Genomic DNA, 5,837 nt, shown 5'->3' with positions numbered 1-5,837 from the left:
GTGAGATCACCAGCGCAACGACCAGGAGCCCTGCCGCGTTACGGACCCGACCGGCAGCCGCCAACGGCCGCGAAGCACAGGATGAGAAGGGTTCACTGAGCTCCACATATCCGAGGCGTTCGACGCCGGGCAGCTCCCGGATTTCGACGGCAGGGTCAACGGCGGTCCCCGGCAGCAGCGGCTGGCTGTCTCCACCGAGGCCTTCCCACGACACTTTGCATACGTGCGACCGGTCGCCCTTTTCCGCGAAGCCGAAGTCGGGCTGCTCAACGGCCAGTGCATCGCCGTAGGGTCGGTGACGCAAAGGACTGGTGGCTCCTGCATTACGCCGAGTACGACGACTGAGGCGTCACCAACCCAGGCTGGACCATCAATGAAAGGGCCTGATCACCGCTTTGACGTACGGTGGCACGGCCTGATGCCCTTGGGATATGCACACTCGGCGTCGCGCTGCCACACAAGCCGAGGTCACCCAGTTCTCCGGCAAAGTGGCCCGTGCGCACTGGCAGGCCATCAGCTCCACCGCAAACAGCGCGTGGACACCCACGAGTCCACGCAGGTCAACCGTATGACGATCGTCGACCGGCTCGGAGCGCCGCCTATCGTGAACCGAGCCACCATCGGCGCTCGTGGGGACGCGGGGGGTGGGCAAGTGCAACCGCTGACAGAATGAGCTCCCAGCAGTACTCAGAGCCTTGTGCTGTGGATCACCTGCGAGAAAATTCCACGTCGTCGACATCGTTGACGAATGGGTCAACTGGCGTGATCCGGCCAACGGCCGCTTCGATGACGGCGGCGGCGGAAAGTGCGACGTCTTCGCGGAACGGCGCAGCCATGCACTGAACACCCACGGGCATACCGGCTGCGAGCCCCGCTGGTGTTGTCGCCGCTGGGAGACCGAGAAGGTTGGCCGGCATGACCGGGCGAAGCAGTTCCATGACGGCTTGAGCCTGGGCGGGTGTTTCGGCGTCCCAGCCATGCGGGAAGGCCGGCTGTGACCAGACAGGCGAGACGATGACGGGGTAGGTTCGCAGGAACTTCAGCCAGGCCCGTGTTACGCGACGCCTGTGAACGAACAGATCGATGTAGCCTGTGAGATCGAGAACCGGCTCGTTCGTCAGCGCGCCGTCGAGGAAGCGTCGTCCGTCGTCCCCCATGACCTGAACGAGAAAAGGTCGCATTGCGCGGATCTCGGTGAACAGGAACTGGTGCCAGAGCTCGATCGCGGTCAGGTAGTGGGGCGGCGTGACCTCCTCGACGTCATACCCCGCGGCCTCGAGGTGCTTCGCCGCCTGGCGGACGATGCTCGCGATCCTCGTGTTCGTCGCGCCGCCAGGTGGCTCGGCAAGAAGAGCCACTCGCTTGACTCCTGCGGACAATTCCGGGAATGCCAGTGGCGCGGGCACTGACCCTGGGTCACGGTGGTGAGCACCGGCGATCAGGCCCAGGCCGAGGCCCAGGTCGGCGACTCGACGTGCCATGACACCGTTGACCTGCATCATCTGCAGTGACAGGGTGCCGTCTTCTGGGGCGGTGACCGCAGCGTGTGGTACGCGGCCAGTGGTCGGTTTGATGGAGGAGACGCCGCAGCAATGGGCTGGATTCCGGAGGGATCCGCCGATGTCGTTTCCTATTCCTAGAGGTGTCATTCCCGAGGCCAGTGCCGCTGCTTCCCCTCCGGACGAGCCGCCTGCGGTGAGGCCCGGATGCCAGGGGTTGCGTGTTAAGCCTCGCAGGCTGCTGTCGGTGTGGATGCGCAAGGCCATGTCGGGAAGATTCGTGCGGCCGAGGACGATGGCGCCAGCCGCTCGCAACCGTTCGACGGCGGGTGCGTCCTGGGAGGCGATGGCGTGAGCTGAAGCAGGGATCCCGTTGGTTGTCGCGGTGCCGGCGACGTCGATGTTCTCTTTGATCGTCACCGGCACACCGTGAAGGGCGCCCAGATCGGATGCGCCGGCTGCGGTCCTCTCGTCCGCGGCTCTGGCCTCGTCCAGGGCGCGCTCTCGCAACGTGTCGACGATTGCGTTGAGCGTTGGGTTGACCTCGTCGATCCGGTTCAGATGTGATTCGACCACCTCAACGGCGGAGATTTCCTGAGAGCTGATCAGCAGTGCCAATTCGCGGGCGTCCTTGCCCCAGAGCGCTTCGGTCACTCGGCCCCTCCGTCGCCGCTTTCCTGTACGCAGCGCGCACGCGTGGCGCTGCGTACAGTCCGGTCATCGGGAAACGTGCTTCATAACGGCCGCATGAGGATGCGGCATTCCTTTGGTGTGCCCAGGCCATCGACCCGCTACTCCAACCTTGGCTGAGCAGTCGGCGGGGCGCGCAGGGGCGTACCGTACCGACCCAGTGCACCGCCACCAGGCCTGGACAGGCCAGAGGGTGACGCTCGGGGAAACCGTCCGCACTGCTCAACCTTGTGCACCTGTGAAGCAAGGCGCCCCACCACTGAACACACGCGGGAGGAGCCCGGGCCTCGATCGCCGCGGACCGGCCGTTCTACTTCGCAAGAAGCACGGATTGAACGTGCAGGTCATCGCCGACCCCTTCGGCCGACTGCTGTGGGCCTCACCCGTCATGCCCGGCGCCGTCCACGACGTCCGTGCTGCCCGTGAACACAGCATCGTCGTCGCCCTCGCCTAGGCTGGCATCAAGTGCTGGGCCGACAAAGTGTCGGTGGACTCCGAAAAGGGGACCAGGTTCCGGCGGACCCGGTCTCGCGGACCGGCTATGAGCCGAGCGAGCTGGCCCAGTGCGACCTGTGGTTCCCGCCGGCGGAAATCCCGCTCGGGTTCGGTCAGACCGGCAGCCCGCCAATGCTGGTCATGGTGGCCGGTTACTCGCGCTGGATCACGGCCAGAATGCTGCCGACGAAGACCGCGGCCGACCTGATCGCCGGGCACTGGCGGCTGCTGACCGGGCTCGGGGCGGTGCCCAAGACGCTCGTCTGGGACAACGAAGCCGCCGTGGGCTCCTGGCGGGGCGGACGTCCCCAACTCACCGAAGACTTCGCAGCGTTTGCCGGACTGCTGGGCATCCGCATCATCCAGTGCCGGCCGGGCGACCCTGAGGCCAAGGGCCTGGTCGAGCGGGCCAACGGCTATCTGGAAACCAGCTTCCTGCCCGGCCGCATCTTTGCCTCGCCGACCGACTTCAACATCCAGCTCGCCGACTGGCTGGCCAAGGCCAACCGGCGCATCCACCGCACCCTGCAGGCCCGCCCGGCCGACCGGATCGAGACGGACAAGGCCAGGATGCTGCCGCTGCCGCCGGTCGATCCACCGGGCTGGTGGCGAACCTCGCTCCGACTGCCACGCGACCACTACGTCCGCATCGACACCAACGACTACTCCATCCACCCTCTGGAGATCGGCCGCCGCATCGAGGTGAAGGCCGACCTGGACCAGGTCCTGGCCTTCTGCGAGGGCACCGAGGTTGCCCGGCATGCCCGCTGCTGGGCCCGCCACCAGTCCCTCACCGACCCCTCCCACGCGGCCGCCGCGAAGCCGGCCGCGAACAAGCTCGCAAGCGGCCGGGTCGCAGCCGACCAGCTCGACGTCGAACAGTGGCCGCTGGACACCTATGACCGGATCTTCGGCGTCATCGACGGCGGCCTGAGCACGGGCGAGGGAGTCGCCTGATGACCACCACCTTCACCTCAGGAGCAGTCGAGGGCAACGTCACCAGAACCAAGCTCCTGAAGAGACAGATGTACGGCCGGGCCGGCTTCGACCTCCTACGACGCCGCACCCTCCTGTCACCTTGATCAACCGACTGACACCCCCAAATCAGCGACAGAGCCCTGAAAGGATGCTGTTGGTGATCTCTAGGTGGGGAGCCTTCGGCAGAGCTGCTGGAAGTGGCTGGGTGGTCGCGGCGGCGGTGCCGGTGTAGTGCCTGGTGGGAAGTGTTCGCTGAGGCGGATGATGTTGGCCCCGGCAGCGGTGAGCACGTGCTGGACGTGCGTTTTCGCCAGACCGCGGTAGCGGCAATGCCGCAGGCCGTGCGCGTGGACTGTTTCGGAGACCGTGGCCTCGCAGCCCGCGCGGATGGCATAGCGCCGCTGCCAGTTGCTGGTCTTCTGGTCTTTCCTCACCTGCGTCTGGATTCTGCTGGGGCTCGGGCAACAGGAAGATGTGGCGTCCCTTGCCGTCGATGTTGCCGGTGCATTTGAGCCGGTCGTCGCATTCCCGGCAGGCTTTGCGGGTAAAGAGGACGGACAGCCGGGGGTGACCGTCGCCCAGGGTGGGTTTCCAGGGCGGGCTGGTGATCCCGTGCGGGCAAGTCAGGGTGCGGGCCTCCCAGTCGATGTCGAAGTCCTCTTTCGTGAAACCCGGCCGCTGGGCGGCTTGCGGGTCGGCGCGGACCGGACCGAGCAGGGGGATGTCCCACTTCTGGGATGCCTGGTGGATGCTGTCTGGGGTGACGTAGCCGCCGTCGACGACGTGCTCGAGAGTCTGAAAGCCCTGGCGGGCCAGGCTTTGATGGATGTCATCGAGGGCATCGATGTCCTGCTGCGGAGCTGGGCGGGTGACCACCTGGACGATGACGTGCGGACTCGTTTCATCACAGGTCTCGGTCTGGTGGTCTCGATAGCCGATCCAGTCGCGCTGGCCGGCTGCAGTGACTTTCTGGCTGTAGCGGGCCTCGGGATCATGCGGGGTGACGATCTCCATCGTCGACCATGGCACTCGTGCGGAGGCGGGATCCGGCCGGCCGTCAGCCGACGATTTGCCGGTATTCCTCTGCTCGGTCGTCCTCCGGCTGGCCCGGTCGCGGGTCGACTTCGCTGCCCGCCATCGCAGTTGGCCGAACTCGTCGTGCCAGTACTGCTGGACCCAGACCTGCCGCAGGACCTGCACGGACGTCAACTCCCGCAGAGCAGGCGGGGCATCGTCGCGATAAACGGCCTGCAGGATGTGCATCCCGTCCGCACCCACCTGCAGCACCCAGGCGATCAACGCCTCACCGCCACGCGGAAGCCGGTCATAGCGAACCGGCCGGCCATAGCGGTCCGCCCAGTCAGAGGTGACGAGAGGGGCCAGCCACCGCTCGCCGTGCAGGGCGAGTTCTTCCAGAGCACAGCGCAGGGTCTCAGCGACCAGCTCACCCCGGTTCAGGCGTCGAACCGCGGCCAGGACGTGGGTGGAATCGGTCCGGATCCGTCCCCGTCGCCGGACCAGCCCCGCTTCAACGAGCCGGTCCACGATCAGCGCCAACAGCCGGTCCGCGCGGTCGTCTTCGGCCACCCGGTCACGGAATTCGCTCAGGACCGTGAAGTCGAACCCCGGATCATGCAATTCGAGGCCGAGACAGTACTTCCAGTCCAAACGACAGCGCACCGCCTCCGCCGCCTGCCGGTCGGTGAGGTTCTCCGCGTACTGCAGCACCGACACCATCGCCAACTGGGCCGGCGACAGTCCGCGCCGTCCGTCAGCTGGATACCACTCTGCGAAGTCACCATCCCTGAACAGACCATCCAGCCGATCACGCACCCACATGGTGGCCGTGCCCCGCGGATTACTCGCCCGCGCCATCCGCACCGTCAACGGCGGAATCACCCGCCCTGACCTCGAACCCATCGCCACCGCGGCCACCCTCCGACCGCCGAAACCGCCCCGCTCCCACCAGCGCAGCACCACAAGAACATCAACTCACCTGCAGCCAGCAGACTTCACCCCACCGAGTGAAGATCACCAACAGCATCCTGAAAGTGATCCAGAACCAGCTTTTTCGAAGACCGCCGACAAAGGCTACCGGGGCGCCGGTGGTACGGTCCGGATCCCCTACTGGGGCCGGCGGGAGACCCTCACCGCTGGTCAGAAGGCGGTGAACCG

5 protein-coding genes and 3 pseudogenes are annotated in these 5,837 nt (G+C 66.3%); 4 read left to right on the top strand and 4 right to left on the bottom strand.

Annotated elements, in window-relative coordinates; genetic code table 11:
• Together ACZ7HQ_RS44585 and ACZ7HQ_RS44580 are read right to left on the bottom strand one after the other, a co-directional pair.
• On the bottom strand, positions 1–304 hold a 304-nt coding region (locus ACZ7HQ_RS44585), incomplete at its 3' end, for a hypothetical protein (protein WP_471003124.1).
• 403 nt (positions 305–707) lie between these two features.
• Positions 708–2,153, bottom strand: a complete 1,446-nt coding sequence (locus ACZ7HQ_RS44580; RefSeq protein WP_471003121.1) for an amidase — start codon at positions 2,151–2,153, stop codon at positions 708–710.
• 326 nt (positions 2,154–2,479) lie between these two features.
• Here ACZ7HQ_RS44580 and ACZ7HQ_RS44575 point away from each other — a divergent pair.
• From ACZ7HQ_RS44575 to ACZ7HQ_RS44565, 3 genes and pseudogenes are all read left to right on the top strand, one after another.
• Positions 2,480–2,640, top strand: a pseudogene (locus ACZ7HQ_RS44575) (transposase family protein); the annotation flags it as partial.
• Positions 2,641–2,654: 14 nt separating this feature from the next.
• Positions 2,655–3,641 carry an IS21/IS408/IS1162 family transposase gene (locus tag ACZ7HQ_RS44570; protein WP_471003118.1) on the top strand — a complete coding sequence of 329 codons (987 nt, stop codon included), beginning with the start codon at positions 2,655–2,657 and terminating at the stop codon, positions 3,639–3,641.
• Positions 3,641–3,766 carry a hypothetical protein gene (locus ACZ7HQ_RS44565; protein ID WP_471003130.1) on the top strand — a complete coding sequence of 42 codons (126 nt, stop codon included), beginning with the start codon at positions 3,641–3,643 and terminating at the stop codon, positions 3,764–3,766. Before ACZ7HQ_RS44570 ends, ACZ7HQ_RS44565 begins: the two co-directional genes overlap by 1 nt.
• Positions 3,767–3,826: 60 nt before the next feature.
• Here the strand turns inward: ACZ7HQ_RS44565 and ACZ7HQ_RS44560 are convergent, their stop codons facing one another.
• Together ACZ7HQ_RS44560 and ACZ7HQ_RS44555 are read right to left on the bottom strand one after the other, a co-directional pair.
• On the bottom strand, positions 3,827–4,096 hold the full coding sequence (locus tag ACZ7HQ_RS44560; RefSeq protein ID WP_471003127.1) for a transposase: 270 nt from the start codon (positions 4,094–4,096) through the stop codon (positions 3,827–3,829).
• A 1,165-nt stretch (positions 4,097–5,261) separates the two neighbouring features.
• A pseudogene (locus ACZ7HQ_RS44555) lies at positions 5,262–5,501 on the bottom strand (transposase); the annotation flags it as partial.
• 241 nt (positions 5,502–5,742) lie between these two features.
• Between ACZ7HQ_RS44555 and ACZ7HQ_RS44550 the strand changes: the two are divergent.
• A pseudogene (locus tag ACZ7HQ_RS44550) lies at positions 5,743–5,837 on the top strand (IS5/IS1182 family transposase); the annotation flags it as partial.

The sequence above is a fragment of the Streptomyces sp. NPDC037290 genome (genome assembly GCF_055603245.1).
Note: the sequence above shows the minus strand (reverse complement) of the source record. Positions and strands in the feature narration are given on the sequence as shown.